At 40.0% G+C, this 24,838-nt stretch carries 21 protein-coding genes; all 21 read left to right on the top strand.

Features of this window, described 5'->3' with window-relative positions:
* The first annotated feature begins 76 nt into the window (after window positions 1–76).
* The 21 genes from PLZ15_01145 (at window position 77) to PLZ15_01045 (ending at window position 24,687) form a co-directional block, all read left to right on the top strand.
* Window positions 77–1,771 carry a FlgD immunoglobulin-like domain containing protein gene (locus PLZ15_01145; protein HOI28334.1) on the top strand — a complete coding sequence of 565 codons (1,695 nt, stop codon included), beginning with the start codon at window positions 77–79 and terminating at the stop codon, window positions 1,769–1,771.
* Between the two features lie 100 nt (window positions 1,772–1,871).
* Window positions 1,872–3,287, top strand: a complete 1,416-nt coding sequence (locus PLZ15_01140; protein HOI28333.1) for a glycoside hydrolase family 28 protein — start codon at window positions 1,872–1,874, stop codon at window positions 3,285–3,287.
* Window positions 3,288–3,307: 20 nt separating this feature from the next.
* Complete coding sequence (locus PLZ15_01135; protein ID HOI28332.1) at window positions 3,308–4,552, top strand: glycoside hydrolase family 88 protein; 1,245 nt, start codon at window positions 3,308–3,310, stop codon at window positions 4,550–4,552.
* 104 nt (window positions 4,553–4,656) lie between these two features.
* Window positions 4,657–6,195: a right-handed parallel beta-helix repeat-containing protein gene (locus tag PLZ15_01130; protein HOI28331.1), complete on the top strand. Its 1,539-nt coding sequence runs from the start codon at window positions 4,657–4,659 to the stop codon at window positions 6,193–6,195.
* Window positions 6,196–6,382: 187 nt separating this feature from the next.
* Window positions 6,383–7,366 (top strand): TRAP transporter substrate-binding protein, encoded by a 984-nt coding sequence (locus tag PLZ15_01125; protein HOI28330.1) that lies wholly within the window; start codon window positions 6,383–6,385, stop codon window positions 7,364–7,366.
* Window positions 7,367–7,368: 2 nt separating this feature from the next.
* Window positions 7,369–7,854, top strand: a complete 486-nt coding sequence (locus PLZ15_01120; protein HOI28329.1) for a TRAP transporter small permease — start codon at window positions 7,369–7,371, stop codon at window positions 7,852–7,854.
* A gap of 35 nt (window positions 7,855–7,889) precedes the next feature.
* A complete protein-coding gene (locus PLZ15_01115; protein HOI28328.1) occupies window positions 7,890–9,188 on the top strand; it encodes a TRAP transporter large permease in 1,299 nt (432 codons plus the stop codon).
* A gap of 125 nt (window positions 9,189–9,313) precedes the next feature.
* Entirely contained in the window at window positions 9,314–10,546 is a 1,233-nt protein-coding gene (locus PLZ15_01110) for a DUF4861 domain-containing protein (GenBank protein ID HOI28327.1), read from the top strand.
* Between the two features lie 15 nt (window positions 10,547–10,561).
* Window positions 10,562–11,974: a glucuronate isomerase gene (gene uxaC, locus PLZ15_01105; GenBank protein HOI28326.1), complete on the top strand. Its 1,413-nt coding sequence runs from the start codon at window positions 10,562–10,564 to the stop codon at window positions 11,972–11,974.
* An 11-nt stretch (window positions 11,975–11,985) separates the two neighbouring features.
* Window positions 11,986–13,536 (top strand): tagaturonate epimerase family protein, encoded by a 1,551-nt coding sequence (locus tag PLZ15_01100; GenBank protein HOI28325.1) that lies wholly within the window; start codon window positions 11,986–11,988, stop codon window positions 13,534–13,536.
* Window position 13,537: 1 nt separating this feature from the next.
* A complete protein-coding gene (locus tag PLZ15_01095) occupies window positions 13,538–14,185 on the top strand; it encodes a bifunctional 4-hydroxy-2-oxoglutarate aldolase/2-dehydro-3-deoxy-phosphogluconate aldolase (GenBank protein ID HOI28324.1) in 648 nt (215 codons plus the stop codon).
* Between the two features lie 10 nt (window positions 14,186–14,195).
* Entirely contained in the window at window positions 14,196–15,041 is an 846-nt protein-coding gene (locus PLZ15_01090; protein ID HOI28323.1) for an SDR family oxidoreductase, read from the top strand.
* 43 nt (window positions 15,042–15,084) lie between these two features.
* Complete coding sequence (locus PLZ15_01085; GenBank protein HOI28322.1) at window positions 15,085–16,173, top strand: sugar kinase; 1,089 nt, start codon at window positions 15,085–15,087, stop codon at window positions 16,171–16,173.
* A 14-nt stretch (window positions 16,174–16,187) separates the two neighbouring features.
* Window positions 16,188–17,462 (top strand): lactate racemase domain-containing protein, encoded by a 1,275-nt coding sequence (locus PLZ15_01080; GenBank protein ID HOI28321.1) that lies wholly within the window; start codon window positions 16,188–16,190, stop codon window positions 17,460–17,462.
* A 19-nt stretch (window positions 17,463–17,481) separates the two neighbouring features.
* Window positions 17,482–18,945 carry a decarboxylating NADP(+)-dependent phosphogluconate dehydrogenase gene (gene gnd, locus PLZ15_01075; protein HOI28320.1) on the top strand — a complete coding sequence of 488 codons (1,464 nt, stop codon included), beginning with the start codon at window positions 17,482–17,484 and terminating at the stop codon, window positions 18,943–18,945.
* 28 nt (window positions 18,946–18,973) lie between these two features.
* Entirely contained in the window at window positions 18,974–20,956 is a 1,983-nt protein-coding gene (gene tkt, locus PLZ15_01070; GenBank protein ID HOI28319.1) for a transketolase, read from the top strand.
* 15 nt (window positions 20,957–20,971) lie between these two features.
* Window positions 20,972–21,805, top strand: coding sequence for a 5-dehydro-4-deoxy-D-glucuronate isomerase (gene kduI / locus PLZ15_01065; protein HOI28318.1), 834 nt, complete (start codon window positions 20,972–20,974; stop codon window positions 21,803–21,805).
* A gap of 12 nt (window positions 21,806–21,817) precedes the next feature.
* Window positions 21,818–22,579 carry an SDR family oxidoreductase gene (locus tag PLZ15_01060; protein ID HOI28317.1) on the top strand — a complete coding sequence of 254 codons (762 nt, stop codon included), beginning with the start codon at window positions 21,818–21,820 and terminating at the stop codon, window positions 22,577–22,579.
* Window positions 22,576–23,016 carry a cupin domain-containing protein gene (locus PLZ15_01055; GenBank protein ID HOI28316.1) on the top strand — a complete coding sequence of 147 codons (441 nt, stop codon included), beginning with the start codon at window positions 22,576–22,578 and terminating at the stop codon, window positions 23,014–23,016. The genes PLZ15_01060 and PLZ15_01055 overlap by 4 nt, the downstream gene beginning before the upstream one ends.
* A 97-nt stretch (window positions 23,017–23,113) precedes the next feature.
* Entirely contained in the window at window positions 23,114–24,175 is a 1,062-nt protein-coding gene (pelA, locus tag PLZ15_01050) for a pectate lyase (protein ID HOI28315.1), read from the top strand.
* 137 nt (window positions 24,176–24,312) lie between these two features.
* Window positions 24,313–24,687 carry a response regulator gene (locus tag PLZ15_01045; protein ID HOI28314.1) on the top strand — a complete coding sequence of 125 codons (375 nt, stop codon included), beginning with the start codon at window positions 24,313–24,315 and terminating at the stop codon, window positions 24,685–24,687.
* Window positions 24,688–24,838 lie beyond the last annotated feature (151 nt).

The raw sequence follows: 24,838 nt of genomic DNA, 5'->3' as shown, positions 1-24,838 counted from the left end.
TAATAAAAAAAGTAGAATTATAATTAATTTCTTTAGTTAGTAGAGAACTAACAATCAATAATCAGGAGGAAGTAATATGAACAAAAAGAAACTTATTTTAGTAGTTGTCCTCATGTTTTTGGTCTCCTCTTTGTCATTCGGCCAGGTTCTGAGAATATTGCCTTATGATCAGGATCCCAGGTCGATAATAGCAATAATAAGAGCCGATACTACGGCTAATCCCGGTATCCTCGCAACTCGTGTTTACGAATTGGTTAACGGTGGAATTTATCTTAGTACTGAAATTTTAACTCTTGTAAAAAACAAAACCCTTAGGATCCGTGCACCGCAGGGTGAAAAACCGATTATTTATTTGTATCCAACAGGTACCGGTTCTAATCCAACCCGTCCTCCCGGAAACTTTGTTGTCCTTAATGGAGGACATATTGAGTTTACAAATATTGCAATTGCAGGTATCTTTGAACCAACTCCAACTACTCTTAACGATGTTCAAGGCGGATTGATAAATACTACCGGTGTTGGCTCGAGAATTAAAATCGATGACTGTCTTTTAACAAACATCAACGGTCAGCATATCCGTACAGGCAGCGGTACTAACCTTATCAGGGTTACCAACACTATCTTTGCAAATATGGGTTCCCTTACAACTTCAAACTTTGGTGCAGGCAAAGGACTTGACCTGCGTGAAGTTTCATGCGACTCATTAATACTTGTTAACAATACATTCGCCAATTATCAGGATCGGCCTGTAAGACATTTAAATCTTGCTGCCGGTAATACGGTTACAGGTATACTGAACTACTGCATAATCGATCATAATACTTTTGTTAATGGAATGGGATTCCATGGAGTCCTTTCCCTGGGTAACGTAGGTGAGAGAGTTCAGATTACAAATAATCTATTTGTTGATGCTTATGCTCTTGGAGCAGATTCTCTCGACGTAACACGTTCTGTTGAATTTAACAATACCGGCGAGAAATTTCCAAATGGTAACAACTCAATGCCCTGGATTTTTACAGCACCGAATGATACAACAATCTGGAGAGTAAGCAATAATTTCTATGCGGTCTCCAACGACGGACAAAACTGGTTTATTGCCAATCCCCGCCATTTCATTGGTTCGCCATTATCAGACCATATCATGACCAGGCTGGGTACCGGAGCTGCAACTGCTTTTACTAAATTGAATAATTTTAATTTAGTAAAAACTCCAAGACTTATGATTAACCTGATGAACTATTATATCAGTCCAACCGGCGGAAATTACACAAAGGATAAACCGGGTTACAACTATCTGATTCATGATATGGATAGAAAAACATATAAGTATTATACGGATACACTCAACTGTACTTATGCAATACAGTCCCCTGCTTTCACGGGTGGTCAGAATGGTTTCCCGGTTGGCGACCTGAACTGGTTCCCGACACAGAAAGCCGATTGGGAAAACGCAGGAGGAACAAGTGTTAAACAGCTGGAAGGAATGCCGACTGAATTCACTCTTGAACAGAACTACCCGAATCCGTTTAACCCGACTACAAATATCCGTTACAGTCTCCCGAAAGCAGCTTCAGTTACTTTAATAATTTATAACACCCTCGGGCAGAAAGTTGCTATTTTAATTGACGGCCAGGATCAGTCAGCCGGCAATTACAACTTTACATGGAACGGAAAGGATATGAGCGGAAATAATCTGTCGTCCGGTATCTATTTCTATCAGCTGAAGACAAGCGATTTCTCAGTAACAAAGAAAATGATGCTCTTAAAGTAATGTCAGCTTAATCATTTTTACGTTTTTGAATGCGGTAGCCTGAAACACGGCTATCGCATTTTTTATCTAAGAGTGTTCTAAAACAACCATCCGGAATCGAATGAGAAAAATCAGAATATCCGTTTCAATAATTACAGCTCTTTTTCTAATTAGCTGTATTGACCATAATGAAATTCAAACTGTCGGCTGGCATAGTATTGATAGTATTTTAACCAAAATTAATCCGCCTCAATTCAATGACCTTACCTACAGGATAACAGATTTTGGAAATGCTGAAGAGGTTAAGAAAAATATAAAACCCTTTCTCGATAAAGCAATATCGGAATGCAATTCCATGGGGGGAGGAAAAATTATTATCCCGGAAGGAGAGTATTTTTCGAAAGGACCTATTCATTTGAAAAGTAATATTAATCTGCATCTTGAAGACGGGGCTCTAATTAAATTCAGTACTGATCCCGATGATTATCTTCCGGTCGTTTTTACAAGATGGGAAGGTGTAGAATGCTACAATTATTCTCCTTTGATTTATGCGTATGATGAGACAAATATTGCGATAACGGGAAATGGCACATTGGACGGCCAGGCAGATAATACCAACTGGTGGCCCTGGAAAGGTAAAACCGAATACGGATTTACGAAAGGTATGCCGAGTCAATTGGATCAGAATGCGCGTCCCCGATTATTGAAACTAGACGAGGATCAAATCCCGGTTTCTGAGAGAATCTTCGGAAAGGATTTTTATCTAAGGCCTAATTTTATCCAGTTTTATAAATGCAGCAACATTATGCTGCAAGACGTAAAGGTGATCAATTCTCCTATGTGGGTTATTCATCCCGTCCTTTGCGAAAATGTTATTGTTAAAAATGTTAAATCTATCAGTCACGGTCCTAATTCGGACGGTTGCAATCCCGAATCGTCAAGGTATGTATTGATCGAGGACTGTTATTTTGATAACGGCGATGATTGCATTGCTATTAAATCGGGCCGGAATTTTGACGGAAGAAGAATTAATGTCCCGAGCGAAAATATTGTTATCCGTAATTCAACTATGAAAGACGGCCATGGGGGTGTGGTTATCGGCAGCGAAGTTTCTGGCGGATGCCGTAATGTGTTTGCGGAAAATTGTGTGATGGACAGCCCTCATCTTGACCGGATGCTCCGTATTAAATCAAATTCGCTGAGAGGCGGCGTCGTCGAAAATATTTTTGTAAGAAATATTGAAGTCGGTACGGTCAGCAATGCAGTATTTCTTATCGAATTGCTTTATGAAATGAAGGAAGGGGAGAAGGGAAATTTTCCACCGACCGTTAGAAATATACAAGTTGAAAACGTTGAAAGCAGGAATAGTGAATATGCGCTTCAATTAATTGGTCTCGATGATCTGCCTATTGAAGGAATTACGATAAAGGATTGCAGATTCAACAATGTCCGGAAAGGAAATTATTTTCAGAATGTTAAAAATATTTCTCTTCACAATGTTTATTTGAACAACCAGCTGCTCGAAGAAGTTAAGTGAAGAACAAAACGGAAATGAAAATGAAAAAGAATATTGCTTTTCGTGCATTGATAATAATTCTATCAATTACTTCAATAATCAGCTGCCAGAAACAACCGGATCTACTTGTTGATAAAGAACTTCCGATGTATAAAAGGCTGGCTGATTCATTCCTTCTCCGTCATCCCGGCGGTGTTACATACGATTCAATATTTACCGAAACAAAATGGAATTACGAGCAGGGCCTCATTCTTGAAGCATTGTACCGGATTAATAAATATACCGGTGAAAGAAAGTACCTCGATTTTATTCTCGAAAATCTTAATCAATACATAGATAAAAACGGTAATATAAAAACTTATAAGTTCGGTAATTTCAATATTGATCTTGTCAATCCCGGCAGGGCTCTCCTTTACGCATACTCTGAAACCGGAGATGAAAAATTTAAGATTGCGGCGGACACTCTTAGAAAGCAGCTCGAGTTTCAGCCCCGAACTCCGAGCGGCGGTTTCTGGCATAAACTTATCTACCCTAATCAGATCTGGCTCGATGGCCTCTATATGGGGCAGCCTTTCTATGCTTTCTATTCCAAATTGTATAATCAAACTGAGCGCTTTGATGATATCGTAAATCAATTTGTCCTGATCGAACAAAAAACCCGGGATGAGAAAACAGGACTCCTTTACCATGCATGGGATGAAAGCAGAAAAATGAAATGGGCCGATCCGCTTACCGGTCGTTCACCCCATTTCTGGGGCAGAGCAATGGGCTGGTACTCAATGGCTCTGGTTGATGTTCTCGAAATTCTTCCGGAATCATATCCTAGAAGAATTGAACTTGTAAATATTCTTAACCGGCTGGCCGAAGCAATAGTAAAATTCAAAGTCTCTGAATTTAATATCTGGTATCAGATTGTTGACCAGGGAACTAGAGAAGGTAACTATCTCGAAGCTTCTGCCACCAGTATGTTTGCATATGCTCTTGCAAAAGGCGCTAACGATGGACATCTGAAAAAAGATTACCTTAAAATTGCAAACGATGTCTTTGAGGGTTTGCTTAATCATCTCACTAAGATTGAAGATACCGGTTTTATTAATCTTTATAACATCTGCAGAAGCGCCGGCTTAGGCGGTAATCCTTATCGCGACGGAAGTTTTGAATATTATATAAGTGAACCGAAACGCATGAACGATATTAAAGGATACGGACCGTTTATTCTTGCTGCTCTCGAACTTGATAAGGCTGGTTACCGGTACAATAAGATTGAATTGAAAAAAGCACAATAATTACTTTTATTACAAAATCCAGCTGTTCTATTAAACAATGTGAGTCTTTTAAATTCTTCATCCCGTTTTTTTAAAGTAATAATAAAAGTAAAAGCAGGTTTGATATGAGTAAAAATGTAATATTGGTTTCTTTAGTAATTCTATTCAATACTATGAGCGGCGTTGTTTCCATGGCGCAAAATGTTTATGTGGCGCCCGATGGCAACGATATAAATCCGGGTACAATAGCTCAGCCCCTCTTTAATCTTGCTTCTGCAATCACAAAAGCGAGGGCGGGGGATACAATATTTGTACGGGGCGGTACATTCGCTTATAATTCAACTATTTCAATCTCAAAAAGCGGAACGGCAGATGTCCGATTCTGCGTTTTTGCGTACGTTAACGAGAGGCCGGTGCTTGATTTTTCATCTCAGGGCTTTGGTTCAAGTAATCGTGGAATACGGCTGACCGGAAGCTACTGGCATATCAAGGGTTTAGATATAAAGGGCGCCGGAGACAACGGAATGGAGATCAGCGGCGGCTCTAACAACCTGATTGAATTCTGCAGCTTTTATGAAAACAGGGATACCGGTCTTCAATTGAGTAACGGTGCTGCAAACAACCGGATAATTAATTGCGACTCGTTTTATAATGCGGATCCCGATGACTATGGTGATGCAGATGGATTTGCACCTAAATTGACTGTTGGTTCAAATAATTACTTTTATGGTTGCAGGGCTTGGAATAATTGCGATGACGGGTGGGACGGATATTTAACTACTTCTAATAATGTTACGACTATTCTGGAGAATTGCTGGACGTTTAATAATGGTTTTTTAAAAGACGGAACTGATCCTGGAGAAAAAGCAAATGGAAATGGATTTAAAATGGGTGGCGGAGATAATTCAAACAGCGCCCGCCTTATGCACCATATGATTTTAAAAAATTGTTTTGCTTTTAATAACAAGTCAAAAGGATTTGATCAGAATAACAATGACGGTTCAATGACAATTCTAAACTCAACTGCTTTCAATAATAAAACGGCTGATTATAGAATAACAAGAGCGGTAAATGCAGGACAGACAGTTACTATAAAAAACTCTGTTGCATATCTTGGATATGTGGAACTTGGAAATTTTGTTTTAGAAGAAAAAAACAGCTGGAAAACTCCTTTTGTTGTAAATGAAACTGACTTTGTAAGTCTTGATCCTTCGGCTGCGTCATCACCAAGAAAATCGGATGGCAGCCTTCCGGATATTGCCTTTATGCACCTCGCTTCCGGGAGTGATCTGATTGATGCAGGAGTTGATGTCGGCTTGCCTTTCAAAGGGAACGCACCGGATCTCGGAGCTTTTGAATACGATGGCACAACCTCTGTCCGGCAGCTCTCATCCATCGAAACCGATTTTATAATGCATCAGAATTATCCTAATCCTTTCAATCCGGTTACAAATATTTCTTATTCGATACCGGCAGACATGAAAATCCGTCTCGAGATTTTTGATTTGCTCGGTAAGTCCGCGGCACTTCTCGTAAATGATTTTCAAAGAAAAGGATCCTATTCGGTAATGTTTAATGGAGCCGGACTTTCTTCAGGTGTTTATTTCTATCGATTGAGTTCAGAGAATTACTCAATAACTAAACGATTAGTCATCTTGAAATAGATTTAACAAAAAATTGTTTGGAAAATGTCTGTTTTTTTACGACTTCTGAAAAAAATTATAAAAAAATTGACATAATCTAATTTTTTTAAGATTTTTAGTTAAACGATTAAGTAAACGATATGATTTTCGTTTTTTAACTTTTTCCCAGAATTTATTACAATTAGATTCTTCAACAAAAGTGATAATTATGAAAATAGTAAAATTGCTTCGAGCCCTTCTTCTAATAACTTTAATTTTTATTTCCGGGTGCAGTAAAGACTCTAAAGTCACACGAATAAAAATTGGTCATGGATTGGATCAGACTCATCCGGTCCATCAGGCAATGCTATACCTCGCTGAAAGAGCGGCTGAAAAATCGTATGGGAAAATTTCGATTACCGTCTATCCGAGTCAGCAGCTCGGGACCGAACGGGAATGCCTCGAACTTCTGCAGATTGGAAGTTTAGGGATGACTAAAGTTTCATCATCGGTACTTGAAGGATTCGTCCCGGATTTCAAAGTCTTTTCTTTACCCTTCATATTTACAAGTGAAGAACAGAAATTTCATTTCTTTGAAAGTAATGTCGGCAGGGAATTATTGAATAGCACACAAAAATTTTGGCTTAAGGGATTGTGCTATTATGATGCCGGGAACAGAAGTTTTTATACAAAAACAAAACCTGTTCTTATTCCGGATGACCTTAAAGGTTTGAAAATAAGAACACAGGAGAGCCCTACTTCAGTTAAAATGGTTAAAGCACTGGGCGGATCTGCAACTCCTATTGCGTGGGGTGAATTATATACTGCACTTCAACAGGGTGTGGTTGATGGAGCCGAAAACAATCCTCCTAGCTTTTATCTCTCAAGACATTATGAAGTTTGCAAATACTATTCTCTTAACGAACATACTTCCGTTCCGGATGTTTTATTAATCAGTACTGTTATCTGGAACGATCTCTCGCCCGAGGAACAGAAGTGGATTCAGGAAGCGGCTGATGAATCGTATCAGTATCAGAAAAAATTATGGAAGGAAGCTACAGAAGAAGCGCTTAGAGAAGTTCAAAAAGCTGGAGTGACAATCTATTACCCCGACAAACGTCCGTTTGAGGATAAAGTGCGGCCGTTAATCGAAGAGTATCAAACTGAACCGTCTGTCTACAACCTTATTAAAAAAATAAAATTGGTTAAATAATTATGACCAGGATTAAAGAACTTATCGACGTAGTATTAAAATGGTTCTTGGTTTTTATCATTTCATTGATGACAATTAATGTACTGTGGCAGGTCTTCTCCCGCTTTGTTATCAATAATCCAAGTTCATTTACAGAAGAGCTTGCGCGTTATACTCTCGTTTGGCTCGGTATTCTCGGCGCCAGTTATGTTGCCGGTCAGAAGATGCACCTTGCAATTGATCTTCTGTCATTAAAGCTTTCCGGAAAACCGAAGCAGTACCTTGAGATTTTTATACAGTCATCCATTCTCTTCTTTGCTCTATTTGTGATGGTGATCGGCGGTATAAGACTGGTTTATATTACTCTTGGACTAAATCAGATTTCTGCGGCTCTTCAGATACCTCTCGGATATGTCTATCTCGTTGTTCCTGTAAGCGGAATACTGATAGTTTTTTATGCGTTCTATTACATATTAGATGCTGTTAAAAAAATAAAAGAAGAAAAATAATCGTGGTTCAATTCCAATAACAAAAAAGATTGACTATGGAATCCTTAGAAATATTTGTACTGGTAATTACATTTGCAATTCTGCTTTCAGCAGGTGTTCCAATCTCGTTCAGCATTGGTATCTCAAGTCTGTTTACTATGCTAATGAGTATACATACCATGCCTTCATTAACAACAATTGCCCAAAGGATGTCTACCGGTATCGACAGCTTTGCACTCCTTGCTATTCCGTTTTTTATACTTGCCGGACAATTAATGAACAGCGGGGGAATTGCAAGACGGTTAATAGATTTCGCTAAAATTCTGGTCGGAAAACTCCCCGGCGGATTAGCGTTCGTAAATATTATGGCTGCAATGCTCTTCGGCGCAATTTCCGGTTCTGCTGTGGCGGCCGCCTCTGCTATCGGTGGTTTTATGACTCCCGTTATGAAAAAGGAAGGCTACGACAGAGGTTTCGCAGCCGCCGTCAATATTACTTCCGCCACAACCGGAATGATTATTCCGCCGAGCAATATCCTAATAGTCTATTCCCTTGCAAGCGGAGGAGTCTCTATTGCGGCTCTCTTTCTTGCGGGTTATATACCGGGTATCCTCCTCGGTATTTCACTAATGGTACCTTCATACATTTTTGCGAAAAAAAATAAATACAAAGTATCAATAACTTTTACATTCGGTGAAGCTGTTAAAAAATTCTTGGATGCTATTCCAAGTCTTCTGCTCATAATTATAGTAATAGGTGGTATTGTTGCAGGATACTTTACTGCTACCGAAGCTTCTGCCATCGCTGTGCTTTATGCATTCATACTTTCTGTTTTCATCTACCGCGAAATTAAATTTAAAGATCTCCCCGCGATACTGCTGAATAGTGCGTCCACAACGGCTGTGGTTATGCTTCTGGTAGGTACGTCAATGGCTATGTCATGGGTAATGGCATATGAAAATATTCCTCAGAATGTTGCCGAAGCCCTTATATCATTGTCCAGCAACAAATTTGTTATTCTGGTAATTATAAATGTAATTCTGCTTATCGTTGGTACTTTTATGGATATGACTCCGGCGGTTCTGATCTTTACACCGATTTTTCTTCCGGTAGTAACGCATCTTGGAATTGATCCGATTCATTTCGGAATAATAATGGTTATGAATTTAAGTATCGGATTATGTACTCCTCCTGTGGGAAGCGTTCTCTTTGTCGGATGTTCCGTTGCTGAGCTTCCAATAACCAAAGTTATTAAACCACTTATTCCGATGTTTATTGCAATGATGATAACTCTTCTTCTCGTTACTTATATACCTGAACTCAGCATGATAATTCCTGACTTTTTCGGCTATTGATTAAATGCTGGAGATGTTTGTTCTTAAATGAAAATTTCATGGTGCCTCCCATGAATTAAGGAAGGCGGCCTAATTAATAATTTAGCTGCCTTTCTGAACTTTTATCAAATAAAATGAGTGATATTATGTCATTAAAAAAAATTTTTCCGGTACTTTTAATTGCTCTCTCTTCAGTCGTTTATTCTCAGAATATTAAAACAGCTGACATTACCGTTTCTAATCCTACAGAAATTAATAGAGTTGATGAAATGGTAAGTATCAAAATACCGGATCTGATCAGGAAATTCGGCGGTTTCGATGCACGGTCGTTTATTATTCTCGATAACGGGATTGAAATACCGCATCAGGTCGAAGGGAAAAAGGAAACTGGAAAGATCAGTTTTCTTGTTACTCTCAAATCCAATGAGAAGAAAACTATTCAGATTAAGTACGGCAAAGGCGTAAAAAAATCCGAATACAAAAATGAAACATACGCCGAACTCGCTCCCAAAAAGGGAAATATTTATCAGGATGGAAAGTTCAGAGGAACCCAGTTTGAACCTGTTAAAAATTATAAAGTACCGTCTATTCACAAAGACCACGACGCTCTTTTTAAGTATGAAGGGCCCGGCTGGGAATCTGAAATTGTTGGATACCGGTTCTATCTCGACTGGCGTAATGCGACGGATATTTTCGGTAAAAAAATGAAAAAGCTTGTTCTTAAAGAAGTCGGTATTCATGATACCGTTGCAAACGACGATTCCTACCACAAAATGCAGGATTGGGGTATGGATATTTTCAAAGTTGGCAGTACTCTCGGTATCGGTTCAATCGGAATGTGGAATGACGGAAAAGTAAATATGGTCTCCAAAACCGACAGCGTTATTTGGAAATTAATTAAGAATGGTCCTCTTAAATCCGAATTTACAACATCTTATTATGGCTGGCTCGTCGGCTCTAAAAAGTATGATCTTAATTCGCGTATTTCAATTTCTGCTAGAAGCAGAATGACGCGATGCGACCTTACTATCGATGATGCTGAAAATATCGTAACCGGACTCGCGAAATACGAAGGTACAAATTTTATTAAGAGCGATCTTAAAGGAAACTGGCAGTATATAGCTCTTTATGGAAAACAGACTCTGGCCGATGACGATCTGGGTATTGCACTCTTCTATAATAAAAAGAACCTGAGTGAAATAACCGAAGATAATATCAGTCATATTATTAAGCTCGTTCCTAAAAGTTCAAAGGTCACATATTACTTTTGTGCTGCATGGGTTCAGGAACCGGGGGGAATTAAAAATGAAAAAGAATTTGTTAATTACTTGAACAATACAGCCCTTATGTTAAGCAATCCACTTACTATAGAATTTTAATATTAGGAAATACCTATGCCAAATTTTGAGTTGCACCCCGACAGATTTTTCGATCCGGATCCCGTAATACGTAGTTACGCGCGTACTATTTTTGACTCAATAAAATCGATGCCCATTATCAGCCCTCATGGTCACGTTGATCCTCAAATCTTTGTTGAAGACAAACCGTTTGAAAATCCCACAAAATTATTTATTACACCCGACCATTATCTTTTCAGAATGCTCTATTCCCAGGGGATTCCAATGGAAGCCCTTGGAATTCCGTCAATAAACGGGACTGAAGTTGAATCTGATCCAAGGAAAATCTGGAAACTTTTTGCTGAAAATTATTACCTCTTTCTCGGCACTCCATCCGGCGTTTGGCTCGATCATGAATTTTACGAAGTGTTTGGTATTAAGGAAAAGTTGAATGGCTCTAATGCTGAAAAAATTTATAATGAATTGAGTGAAAAAATTAATTCGCCGGAATTTCGCCCCCGCAGATTATTCGAAAGATTCAATATAGAAGTGTTATCCACGACTGATGCTTCAACCGACATTCTCAGTCATCATAAAAAAATAAAAGAATCGGGATGGAATGGAAAAGTAATTCCCTGCTTCAGGCCGGATGGAGTTACAGACATTTCGAATCCGGCGTGGAAATCGAATGTTGATCTCTTAAGCTCTATCTGCGGTTATGAGATCGGTTCATTTTCCAAATTTATTCAGGCACTGGAGGAGAGGAGAGCTTTCTTTAAAGCAATGGGGTGTACTTCCACCGATCACGGAGTGTTTTCACCTTTTACGCATGAGTTGTCTCCGTCGGAGTCAGAAAAAATTTTCCAGCGCGCTTTAAAAGGCAAATCAACTCTCGAAGACGAAAACCTCTTTACCGCAAATATGCTTATGGAAATGGCCCGCATGAGTGTTGATGACGGGCTCGTGATGCAGATTCACCCCGGGTCTTTCAGAAACCATAATCCGGTTATTTACAGCAACTATGGTCCCGATAAAGGCGCGGATATTCCGATGCATGAAGAATTTACATTTAATCTGAAAGAACTTCTTAATAAATACGGAAACAATCCGGATTTTACTGTCATTGTCTTTACTCTCGATGAAAGTACTTATTCACGCGAGCTTGCTCCTCTTGCCGGTCATTACCCGGCAATGAAGCTCGGACCCGCATGGTGGTTCCATGACAGCATCGAAGGAATAACCCGATACAGACAGATGGTAACTGAAACAGCCGGATTCTATAATACTGTTGGTTTTAATGACGATACACGCGCTTTTGTCTCAATTCCTGCAAGGCATGACGTTGCGCGTAGAATTGATTCCAATTTTCTGGCAGGACTTGTAGCCCGTCATATTCTTTCAATCGAAGACGCATTTAAAATTGCAAAAGACCTTACTTATAATCTCGTTAAAAAAACTTATAAACTATAATAGAGAATTAAATGACCTATAATGAACTGAAAAAAATACTCGAGAAGTTAAATCGTGATCAGAATTCACTGGTATTAATAAACTTATCGCCGTTAGTACAAACCGCGATTTATCCGAAATCTGTTATCGAGTTGAATGGTTCTCTCTTCTTCATCGGAAAAGAAGGGAATGTAAAATTTCTATATGTTGTTTCGGAAAGTGATTCTTATACAAAATTGTTTGAAGGAGAAAACATCAGCACTGATAATCCGGCTCTCGAAATTAAACGGTCGTATCATAATACTTCAAATAGGAAATTGCTTCAGTCCCTTTTTACCTTCACAATTCCTAAAGTTCTCGGTCTTAACAATTCTTTCGGATTTGGTGATCGATTAGGATTGGCAAATGCCGGACATATCCGGTCGCTTGAAGGAAGTGATTTTCAACCTGTCCTGGCGCAGCAATCGATTCGTGAGTTATCCAGAACCAACAGAAAACCTGCAATGGTTATGGATGCTGCTGTCTGGGCTGTGTTTCAGGAAGGATACAGGAATGGTTTCGGATCTGATGCCGATCATCTTAAAACTACCGACGACATCGATCTAATGCTGAATGCAGGTTTTACTATGTTCACTTTCGATCCGAGTGAACACGTCGATAATAAATCCGATAATTACGACGAGGAAACATTACTGAAAACAGCTTCAAACCTGCCTTGGAACGAACTTAAAGATTCATTCCCCTCTGCAGAAAAAAGGTATTCAGGCAAAGTATTCAGAATCTCCGATGATTTCACAATCCAAGTTACTCCGATTGATTTTCTCCGCGCGTATTCAAAATACGGTAAAGCAATTGCCCATATAAAAAAAATGTTCGATTATATCGACTCTAAAACAAGTCGTGAAAATTTTGAAGTTGAAGTCTCCGTCGATGAGACAGAGTCTGTAACAAGTCCTTTTGAACACTTCTTCTTTGTAAATGAATTGAACCGGCTCGGTGTTAGTTTTATTAGCCTTGCACCGAGGTTTATCGGGGATTTTGAAAAGGGAATTGATTACAAGGGTGACCTTAACCTGTTTAAAGCTGAATACAGAAAGCATCTTGCAATTACTAAATATTTTGGAAGCTATAAAATTAGTCTTCATTCGGGCAGCGATAAATTCTCTGTATATAAAGTAATCGGCTCTCTCAAAGAGGCATACACACACGTCAAGACAGCCGGCACCAGTTATCTCGAAGCTTTGAAAGTGGTTGCCGCTGAAAATCCGGACCTCTTCAGGGAAATACTCGATTTTTCAAGAGGTCTTTATGAAAATGAAAAAAAGACTTATCATGTATCTGCGGATATTCAAAAAGTACCGGCCGGTAATATGATGAATGATAATCAATTGATCGATCTGTTCGATTCTAACGATGCGCGCCAGGTACTCCATGTAACATTCGGCAGGGTCCTTACTGATAAAGATCAGTCGGGTAATTATCTCTTTAAAGATAAAATACTCAACTGCCTTGTTGACAATGAAGAGACTCATTACAGATTTTTAGTCAAACATTTCAAAAAACATTTAGACCCGTTCAATTAATATGAAAAAAGATCAAATAGTTGATGAAATATTAGGGAGGAAAGCGGTTGCTGTCCTTAGAATTAAAGAACCGGCTAAACTGAAAAAGGTAATCGAGTTTCTAAATGAAGGAGGGATCTCGGTTGCTGAAGTTACTTTAACCGTACCGAATGCAATTAAACTAATTGAACAGATGACCAATGAACTTGACAAAAATATAATTGTTGGTGTTGGATCAGTCTTAAACCCTTCAATCGCGGAAGATGCTATTAAAGCAGGAGCCAGATACGTCGTAAGTCCAATCTTTAAAAAAGAAATTATCGAGATGGCACATAAGTACGATATTCCGGCTATGCCGGGTTGTTTTACGCCGACGGAAATTCAAACGGCATATGAAGCAGGCGCGGATATTATCAAAGTTTTTCCGGCAGATGTTCTGGGTATCGATTTCTTTAAAGGAATTCTGGCTCCCATGCCTCACCTCAGATTGATGCCGACCGGCGGTGTAACATTGACTAATGCGGGTGACTGGCTTAGAGCAGGCGCATGTGCAGTAGGTGTTGGCTCCGCTCTTCTTGATAAAGAGGCTATTGAGAAAGAGAATTATAACAAGCTTACGGAAAACGCCAGAATAATTATGGAGTCTATTAATAAAGTGATAAAAAAATAAGGATTAGGAAATGAAAGTTTCATTTGATGATATAAAAGGAAAAGTATGTGTTGTAACCGGGGGATGCGGCGTGTTCGGTAATATCTTCGCTCAGACTATGCTTGCAGCCGGCGCTAAGGTAGCAATTATGGATTACAAACAGGGAAGATGTGACGATTGCGCACAGGGTCTCGCAAAAAAAAGCGGGGCTCCTGTACTTTGCGTTGTTGCAAATGTCCTTGATAAGGAAAGTCTGATTAAAGCCAAAGCCGAGATTAATCAGATCCTGGGCAAAGTTGATATCCTTATTAACGGTGCGGGCGGGAACGCCCCCGGCGCAACTACTGCAAATGAATTTATTACTGAGGATAATATTCAGGATCTCTCTAAATCGTTTTTTGGATTGGACCTCGAAGGATTCAGAAGCGTGTTCGACCTCAACTTTTTAGGAACTGTCCTTCCCACTATGGTCTTTGCCGAGGATATGCTGGTAAGAGGTGGATCTGTAATTAATATTTCCTCAATGAATTCATACAGACCTCTTACAAAAATTCCAGCTTATTCAGCCGCTAAAGCGTCAATTAACAATTTGACGCAGTGGCTCGCGGTCCATTTTGCGAAAGTTAATGTCAGGGTTAATGCAATTGCACCGGGTTTCTTTCTTACTAATCAGAACAGGTTCCTTCTGACTGATGAGAAGACGGGTAAGCTGACGCCCCGCGGGAATAAAATTATTTCTAATACTCCGATGGATAGATTCGGCGAACCTGAAGAAGTATCGGGTGCGCTTCTCTTCCTCGCTTCGGAAATTTCGAAATTCGTAACCGGTATTGTACTCCCGGTGGATGGCGGGTTCAGTGCGTATTCGGGTGTATAAATCCTAACCGTTTTAAAATTATAATTTAAAAGAGGAATTTATTATGTCATCGATCGATCGATTAAAAATCAACAACAATGCATCAATGGATTTTATCTCCTTAGGGGCTCTTGTTCATCGCCTCGATACTGGAATTGTTCCGTTTAGAAAAGCAACCGAATGTAAAATACATGTAAGCGGCGGAGAGTTTAACGTTGCTGCTAATCTGGCTGATTGCTTTAAACTCAATACCGGAATTGCTACTGCTATGGTCGAATATCCAATCGGCGATCTGATTGCCGAACGTGTTAAAGCAATGGGCGTAAAACCTTTCTATAAAAAATTCAAGCATAACGGCGTTAATGGTCCTAATATGGCTACTGTTTTCAGCGATAGGGGTCTTGGCGTACGTGCACCCGTTGTGTTTTATAATAGGTCTAATGAAGCTGCAGCCCTTCTTAAACCGGGCGACTTTAACTGGAAAGAGATTTTTTCCGGCGGCGTTAAGTGGTTTCATAGCGGCGGAATATTTTCTTCATTATCGGAAACTACAGGACAGGTTATTATTGAAGGGATGAAGGCTGCTAAAGAAGCCGGAGCCGTTACAAGCTTCGACCTCAACTTCCGCGCTAAACTCTGGAATATCTGGGGCGGTGATCATAAAGCCGCTGAAGTAATTGATCAGATCGTGCAGCATGTCGATGTGCTTGTCGGAAACGAAGAGGACCTTCAGAAAGGACTTGGAATACCGGGACCGGAAGTTGCAGCTAAATCGAAACTTGACCCGTCCACTTTCTTCGGAATGATCGATAGTGTGGTGAAGAAATATCCTCAGGTTAAAATAGTAGCAACAACTTTGCGAGAAGTTCACTCTACCAACCGTCATAGTTGGAGCGCGGTTGCATGGGTTAACGGAAAAACTTATACCGCACCGACAGCGGAACTCGATGTTTATGATCGTGTAGGAGGCGGCGATGGTTTCGCAGCGGGATTTATTTACGGTCTGCTTAACAATGAATCGCCCGAGGAGTCTGTTAAACTCGGTTGGGCACACGGTGCATTGCTTACAACATATCCCGGTGATACTACTATGGCAACTGTCGAAGAAGTTAAAGCATTTGCTAAAGGCGGCTCGGCAAGAATTCAAAGATAAATTAGAAAATCTTTATGTTACTATTTGCAAAAGGTCACGAAAAATTTTCTTTATCGGAATCTGAAATTCGGGAAGCGGTTTATTCTTCTCTTTCGAAACTTGGAATAAGACAAAGAGTGCTTGCCGTTCCACCTGATTTTACGCGCTTTCACTCGCAGGCCGGAATTATTACACGCCATATTTATGATTACTATAAGGAATCGCTTACAGATATCCTCCCGGCTCTCGGTACGCATGCTAAGATGACCGATCAGGAAATCCTTACAATGTACGAGGATCTTCCCCTCCCATTATTTAGATACCATAACTGGCGAGAGGATCTTCATACACTTGGTGAAGTACCCGCAGGTTTTGTAAATGAAGTTTCGGAAGGAATGTTGAATTATTCCTGGCCGGCCCAGGTTAATAAACTTCTTGTGGAAGGTGGTCACGACCTTATAATTTCGGTGGGACAGGTTGTCCCTCACGAAGTAATCGGAATGGCAAATTATAATAAAAATATTTTTGTCGGAACCGGAGGACGCGAGGGTATTAACAAAAGTCATTTCCTCGGCGCTGTTTACGGGATGGAAAGAATTATGGGCAGAGCTGATAATCCGGTTAGACAAGTTCTGAATTATGCTTCGGATAACTTTGCCAAGCATCTCCCGGTTATCTATATACTTACTGTGGTTGATAAAAATGAAAAAGGTGAGCTTGTTATTAAAGGATTGTTTATAGGAGACGATTACGAATGTTTCAAGTTGGCATCCGAACTTTCTCTTAAAGTTAATTTCGTTATGCTGGAAAAACCGCTCAACAAAGTTGTAGTCTATCTCGATCCGCATGAATTTAAAAGTACCTGGCTCGGGAATAAAAGTATCTACCGGACCAGAATGGCAATTGAGGATAATGGAGAGTTGATTGTTTTAGCTCCGGGTCTTAAAGAATTCGGCGAAGATAAAGAGATTGACCGATTGATAAGGAAATACGGATACAGGACTACACCCGAAATTCTTAAGTTTGTTGAAGATAATGATGAACTGAAAAATAATCTTAGTGCAGCGGCTCATCTTATTCACGGTTCATCGGAAAACCGCTTCTCGATTACTTATTGCCCCGGAAATTTAACTAAGGAGGAAATCGAAAGCGTCAATTTTAATTATGCTGAATTGAATACTATGCTTAAGCAATATGACCCCAAAAAATTAAAAGACGGTTTTAATATTTTGCCAGGAGGCGAGGAGATATTCTATATCTCTAATCCTGCTCTCGGCCTGTGGGCTTACAAGGATCGATTTAATAACTGAATAAATTAGGAGTATGTAAATGCAGAATGCAGAATCAAAAGCTGACATCGGCTTAGTTGGCCTTGCCGTAATGGGTGAGAATCTTGTACTCAATATGGAAAATCACGGATTTACTGTTGCAGTTTATAACAGGACAGTCGATAAAGTAAATAATTTTGTTAATGGAAGAGGCAAAGGTAAAAAGATCATTGGAACAGGTTCAATTGAAGAATTAGTCGCATCGCTAAAATCCCCCAGAAAAATTATGCTTATGGTCAAAGCCGGCAAACCCGTTGATGATTTTATCGAACTCCTACTTCCGCATCTCGATAAAGGTGATATTATAATTGACGGAGGTAATTCGCACTTTCCGGATACTGTTAGAAGAACTAAATATGTAGAGGACAAAGGTTTCCTTTATATCGGCACAGGAGTATCCGGCGGCGAAGAAGGCGCTCTTAAAGGCCCATCTATTATGCCTGGCGGATCTGCTGCGGCCTGGCCATTCGTTAAACCGATCTTTCAATCTATCTCTGCAAAAGTTGAAGACGGTTCACCCTGCTGCGATTGGGTAGGCGAAAACGGAGCCGGTCACTTCGTTAAAATGGTTCATAACGGAATTGAATACGGGGATATGCAGCTGATCTGCGAAGCTTATCAGATTATGAAAGACCTTCTCGGATTGACTCATGATGAAATGTATAATGTCTTTAAAGAATGGAATTCAGGTGAACTGGACAGCTACCTTATTGAGATTACACGTGATATCCTCGCATTTAAAGATGAAGACGGGTCGCCGCTGGTTGAAAAAATTCTCGATACGGCAGGACAGAAGGGAACCGGTAAATGGACGGTTTTGGCTTCTCTTGATGTCGGCGCCCCTCTTACTTTGATCGGCGAAGCCGTATACGGAAGAACTCTTTCTTCTATGAAAGATGAGAGGGTTGAAGCTTCTAAAGTTTTGAGCGGCCCGGTTCCGAAATTTGACGGAAATAAAAAGGAATTTATTGAGGATCTTAAGAAAGCTCTCTACGCGTCAAAAATTGTCTCATATGCACAGGGTTATGTTTTGATGAGATATGCTGCAAAAGAATTCGGCTGGAATCTGAATAATGGAGGTATCGCCTTGATGTGGAGAGGTGGATGTATTATCCGTTCCGTTTTCCTCGGAAAGATAAAAGAAGCTTTCGATAAGAACCCGGAACTAACTAATCTTCTCCTCGATCCATTCTTTAAAGAGAAGATTGAATCGTCACAGAAATCCTGGAGGAGAGTTGTTGCTGCTGCTGTTACAAACGGAATCTGGATCCCGGCATTTTCAACTGCCTTAAACTATTTTGATGGGTTCAGAAATGGAAGATTACCTGCTAACCTTTTACAAGCACAGCGCGACTATTTCGGTGCGCATACCTATGAAAGGATTGATAAACCGCGCGGTGAATTTTTCCATACTAACTGGACCGGAAGAGGCGGTACTACTGCATCCTCAACTTATAATGTTTAATTTTGGATAACAATTTTACGGACGAATAATGCCAAACAGTGAACTGCTTAATCTTGCCGCAAATACAATCAGAATTTTAGCTGCTGAAGGTGTTCAAAAAGCCAACAGCGGGCACCCGGGAATGCCTATGGGTATGGCCGATGTTGCTGTGGTGCTCTGGACTGAATTTTTAAAGCATAATCCCGATGATCCGAAATGGATTAACCGGGACCGTTTCGTTTTATCTGCTGGTCACGGTTCAATGCTTATCTATTCACTCCTTCATCTCAGCGGTTACGACTGTACTATTGAGGATTTGAAATCTTTCCGTCAGTGGGGAAGCAGGACAGCAGGCCATCCTGAATACGGTCATCTTCCCGGAGTTGAAACAACAACCGGACCTCTCGGACAGGGCTTCGGAAATGGTATAGGAATGGCAATTGCATCTAAAATGTTCTCAGCCCGCTTCGGCGAAAATCTCTTTGGGGATAATTATATATATGCTATTTGCGGGGATGGTGATTTGATGGAAGGTGTAAGCTCCGAAGCAGCATCAATAGCCGGACACCTGAAACTAGGAAACATTATTTATTTCTATGATGATAACGGAATTACAATCGAAGGACATACTGATCTTACGTTCAGCGAGGATGTTGGCAAACGCTTTGAAAGTTACGGCTGGCAGGTTCTTAGATCGGATGCATACGACCATGATCAAATTAGAAATGCAATCCTTTCCGCTCAAAAAGAAAAGAACCGGCCGTCACTAATTATTACTAAATCGAAGATTGGTTTCGGAAGCCCCAATAAAGTCGACACCCATGATGTCCACGGGGCTCCTCTTGGAAATGATGAGCTTGTTGCGACTAAGAAAAATCTTAACTGGCCTCTTGATAAGGAATTTTATGTCCCCGATGCCGTTTCCGAATTGTTTAATTCACGCAGGAAGCAGCTGAAAGAAATCTATTCGGACTGGCAGAAAAATTATGAAGATTGGAAAAAATCCGATTCAGGAAAAGCTGACCTCTTTGAAAAATATCTGAACAATTATTTGCCGCCGAATCTTCAGGACGAATTGATTGCTGCGGTTCCAAAAGAACCCAATGCTTCACGGTCTTTGTCAAGCAGGGTAATTCAAAAAATTGCTGAACTCGTACCGAATTTTATTGGCGGTTCTGCCGATCTGGCCCCGTCAACAAATACATTAATGACAAAATACGATGCAGTGGCTCCGAGAAAGTTTGAAGGACGCAACTTCCATTTCGGAATCCGTGAACATGGAATGGGCGCTATCCTCAACGGAATAGCTTTATACGGCGGATTCAGGCCGTTTGGTGCTACATTCTTTGTTTTCAGCGATTATATGCGCCCCACTATCCGTCTCGCTGCAATTATGAAAATTCCGGTAATCTATGTCTTTACACATGACAGCATCTTTGTCGGCGAGGATGGCCCTACTCACCAGCCGGTTGAACAACTTGCAGCATTAAGATCGATTCCTAATTCAACTGTATTCAGACCTGCTGATGGAATCGAAACAGCTGTTGCATGGTCATACGCACTGAAGCATAAGGACGGACCGGTTTCGTTAATACTTTCACGTCAGAAAATTGAAGCTTTCGATAGAGACCCGGATTTCAATCCAGATCAGATTTTAATGGGAGCTTATATTGTCTCGAAAGAAAAATCAGGAAAGCCCGACCTTATTATTGCCGCAAGCGGTTCGGAAGTACCGGTTGCCTCGGAAGCAAAGAAACTTCTCTCAGATCTTTCTGTCAGAATTGTTTCAATTCCTTCGCGTGAAGTATTTAATAAACAAAATGTACAGTATAAAGAAAAATTGTTCCCGCCGGATGTTCCTGTTGTTGTAATTGAAGCAGCTACAATGACTGGATGGGGCGATACATTCAGACAAAGACTTCTTACAATTGGAATGGAAAGTTACGGCGCTTCAGGTCCTTATAAAACTCTGGCGGAAAAATTCGGATTTACCGCTTCTCACGTCGCCGAAAAAATTAAAAAATGGTTTTAATAAATAGAGGTTAGAATGGAAGTAAGATATTCACCGGACAAAATTGGATTCAGTAAATTCAGTACGGACGAATTGAGAAAATCGTTTCATATAGAAAATCTTTTCGAAAAAAATAAAATTCCGATGATCTATTCAGATGTCGACCGCTCAATCACTGGCAGCGCTGTCCCATCCGGTAAAAAATTGAAATTAACTGCCACTAAAAAAGAAATGGCAGCGGATTATTTTGCGGAGAGGCGGGAAATTGGTGTCATTAACATCGGCGGTCCCGGCTCAATTGCAATTGACGGCAAAAAATACAGGATGGATAACAGAGACGGACTCTATATCGGAAGAGGTTCAAAAAATATTGAATTTGAAAGCGCGTCCCCATCGAAACCGGCAAAATTTTATTTTGTTAGTTATCCGGCTCATAAGGATTATCCTTCAAAACATATCAAGTTCAGCGAATCGACTCCAAGAAAACTCGGGGATCAGGTAACTGCTAATAAAAGGACTATCTACCAGTATATTCATCCTGGAACAATGCCTACCTGTCAGCTGGTAATGGGACTTACTGAATTGGATGAAGGAAACGTTTGGAATACAATGCCGGCTCATACGCATCAGAGAAGGTCGGAAGTCTATATGTATTTCAATATGAAGCCGGATTCTCTTGTTGTTCATTTATTAGGTGAGCCTGCGGAAACCAGACACATCATTATCAGAAATGAGCAGGCGGTTCTTTCAACAAGCTGGTCCATGCATGCCGGTTGCGGATCTCAAAACTATTCTTTCATTTGGGCTATGGGCGGCGAAAACCAGGTATTCGATGATATGGACTGGATTCCGATGGATCAATTAAAATAAGGCGGAGATGAAATGGTACTGAACAAATTTAAACTCGATGGCAGAACTGCGCTTGTTACAGGAGGAAACAGAGGTATAGGACAGAGCTATGCTCTTGCACTTGCTCAGGCCGGTGCCGATATAGTTACTGTTTCTTATGAGAGCGACTTCTCAGAAACCGAGAAACTTATTGCAGGAACCGGAAGGAAGTTCAAATCGTACGTATCTGACTTTGCGGATCGGGAAGACCTTTATAAATTTATTAAAAATGTTAAATCGGATTTTAAGAAAGTCGATATTCTTGTTAACAATGCCGGCACTATCCTTCGTAAACCGATAGCAGAACATCCGGATGATTACTGGGATAAAGTGATTGAAATAAATTTAACTTCTCAATTTGTTCTTACCAGGGAGTTTGGTAAGGATATGGTTGAACGCGGTTACGGTAAAGTTGTCTTCATTGCTTCTTTACTTTCATTCCAGGGTGGAATTCTTGTCCCCGGTTACGCCGCTTCCAAAGGCGGAGTTAAACAGCTTACCATGGCGTTCGCAAACGAGTGGGCTTCTAAAGGTGTAACAGTAAATGCAATTGCACCCGGTTATATTGCAACAGATAATACAAAACCGTTACGTGAGGATCCGGTAAGAAATAAAGCAATTCTCGACCGGATTCCGGCCGGACGATGGGGAACTCCTGAAGACCTTATGGGTACCGTTGTCTTTCTCTGCTCGGATGCTTCAAACTATCTTAATGGAACTGTAATTACCGTCGATGGCGGATGGATGGGCCGGTGAAAAACATACTGCGTCAAATAGTAATACTACTGCTTGTTTCAGGATTCGTTTTCAGTGTTAACTCACAGACCGGAAAATCCCCGTCTAAAAAGGAATTTACAATTGATAATTGCGTTAACACTTTGGATAAAGAAAAAACGGTTCCTACAAAAGTCGGATATCAGTACTGGTTTGCCGGTAAAGATTTCATAGACGGAAGAACACTAAAACTGAGTGTTGTAGCTCCGCGTTCGGCAACTCATCCTCCGCACTCGCATCCTGAAGACGAATTCTTTTTTATACTGGAAGGTGAGGCTGAGTTTTTCCTCGCCGGTCAGACAAAAAATGTAGGGCCAATGACGAGTCTCTACTGCCCGCCGGATGTTGAACATGGAATTAAAAATATAGGCGATACGGAATTAAAATACCTTGTAATAAAAAAATATCCCGTTGAATAAATTGAAACTGGTATTGTTTAAAATATCCTTTCTTTTTTTACTGACAGTTATTGCCTCATGCACTCAACAGATTAACTCGGATTATGATTTCTTTGAAATGTCCGGCTTTTATGATAGCGAGCATCACTGGTATGATATAAACGATTCGGAGAAAATTATAAGCCCGGTAATAGATCAGCCCCGTTATAGCAGGGATCAAATTGAAAAAATTGCCGATAATATGCTTCTGTTCCAGAAAGAGAACGGCGGCTGGCCGAAAAACTATGATATGACTATTATCCTTACCGACCAGCAGAAAGATATTTTGAAAAGACATAAATCCGGTCTAAATACTACCTTCGATAACGGAGCCACTTATAATCAAACAGAATACCTTGCAAAAGTTTTTCATGTTACTGGTAAGGAAAAATATAAAAATGGATTTTTAAAAGGATTGGAGTTTATCCTAGCTTCTCAATATTCTAATGGTGGCTGGCCTCAGTGTTTCCCGGATACAACCGGATATCAGAAGTACATTACTTTTAACGACGGCGCAATGATCGGTATAATGAAATTCCTGAAAAATATCGTAGAAGATAATCCGGTTTATAAGTTTCTTAGTTTGGAAATTAAACAAAGAGTGATTAATTCTTACAGGAAGGGAATTGATTGTATTATCAATTGTCAAATTAATGAGGGCAGGGAACTGTCCGTCTGGTGTCAGCAGCATGATAATATCACATTTGAACCGCGCGGAGCCAGAACTTATGAACTGGATGCAATCTGTAATATGGAAAGTGCGGAGATAGTTGAATTCCTTATGAGCATCGAGAATCCCGACCAGAAAATTATTAACGCGGTAAAATCTGCTGTCAACTGGTTTGAAAAGAGCCGGATTTATGGTATAAGAGTCGAAACAGTTAACGCACAACCAGCTGATTATAAATATCACTCTACGAGCGTTGATAGAATTGTTATAAATGATCAAGAAGCTCCCCCGATCTGGCCCCGCTTTAATGAACTTGAAACTCACCAATCTCTCTTCTGTAACCGCGACGGAATTAAAGTCTATTCCATGGCTGAGGTGGAAAGGGAAAGGAGAACCGGTTATGCCTGGTACACATATGCCCCCCAGCTCGTAATTGATAAATTTTCTTCGTGGCATCAAAAAATAAAGTAATCTCCGGTTTTTTAAGCTTTGTAATTAAAATCACAATTAAAAAAAATTTAAGTTAGCAACTAACTGTTTTTTTTGGCAAATTAATTCCGTGTATTTTACAGGGTGTCTATTATTAATTGGATTGACAGATTGCTAATATGAACAAAAAATTATTACTGGTAGAAGACGATAAAAACACACAGAACATTTATAAGAAAATGTTCGCGACTTATTTTGATGTTCAGGTTTGCGATAATGATGACACATTTTATAAACTGCTGAGAAAATACAAGTTCGACATTATTCTGATGGATATTTCACTTAAAGGGATTAAGGACGGGCTGCAGCTTACAAGAGAAATTAAGAACGACAATGACTTTAAAAATATTCCGGTGATCTGTTTAACTGCACATGCATTTCCTCAGGATCGGGAGAATGCTATTTCTGCCGGCGTCGACGATTTTCTTACAAAACCGGTTGAATCGTCCCGGTTAATTCAGATCCTGTTAAAAGCAGTTGAAAAAAAGAAATAATCTTTTTATAACGAATAAACTCATTTACTTATATTCAATTATAAAAGGATTTATTATTGAGGGGAATTCAAATAGTGCGATGTAGACTTTACCTGTCTCTTTTACTTGATTTTCACTTCCATATTTTACTTTTCGCATTGTTATCGCCCGG

Source organism: Melioribacteraceae bacterium (assembly GCA_035362835.1).
Taxonomy (GTDB): domain Bacteria; phylum Bacteroidota; class Ignavibacteria; order Ignavibacteriales; family Melioribacteraceae; genus DSXH01.
This window is presented reverse-complemented; position numbering and strand designations above follow the sequence as displayed.